This is a genomic window from Gaoshiqia sediminis (genome assembly GCF_025907915.1).
In the GTDB taxonomy this organism is placed as follows: Bacteria; Bacteroidota; Bacteroidia; order Bacteroidales; family Prolixibacteraceae; genus Gaoshiqia; species Gaoshiqia sediminis.
The window spans coordinates 1-320 of record NZ_JAPAAF010000154.1; the positions used below are offsets into that span (position 1 = coordinate 1).

A 320-nucleotide genomic window follows, 5' to 3' on the forward strand; every position below is an offset into this window, starting at 1 on the left:
AAGGAATATGGCTATCCGACATCAAAAGCAAAAATTTACAAGTTAACCTCCACCGGTAAAATTCCCTGCAAAACGTATGGAAACAAACTGGTCTTCTCGCGAAAAGAAATACTGCTGTGGGCTGAAAATCAAACCAGACCAAGGCATGATTCAAGTGAAATCAGCTTAACCCTTGCGCGAAGTGCAAGACGAAAAAGGTAACCGCGATGAAGGAAAAGACATTGAACAACGGTAAATATATCCGTGTAGGAACAAGCTTGTATAAAATCGTGCAACGTCCCCTGATCAGCGGCGATTATATCGAGGAAAAGATTCCCTGG

General features: G+C 42.5%; 1 protein-coding gene. It reads left to right on the forward strand.

Annotated elements, in window-relative coordinates; genetic code table 11:
• Positions 1-201: helix-turn-helix domain-containing protein (locus N2K84_RS20370; protein ID WP_282593664.1), on the forward strand; the 201-nt coding region annotated here is incomplete at its 5' end.
• Positions 202-320: the final 119 nt, after the last annotated feature.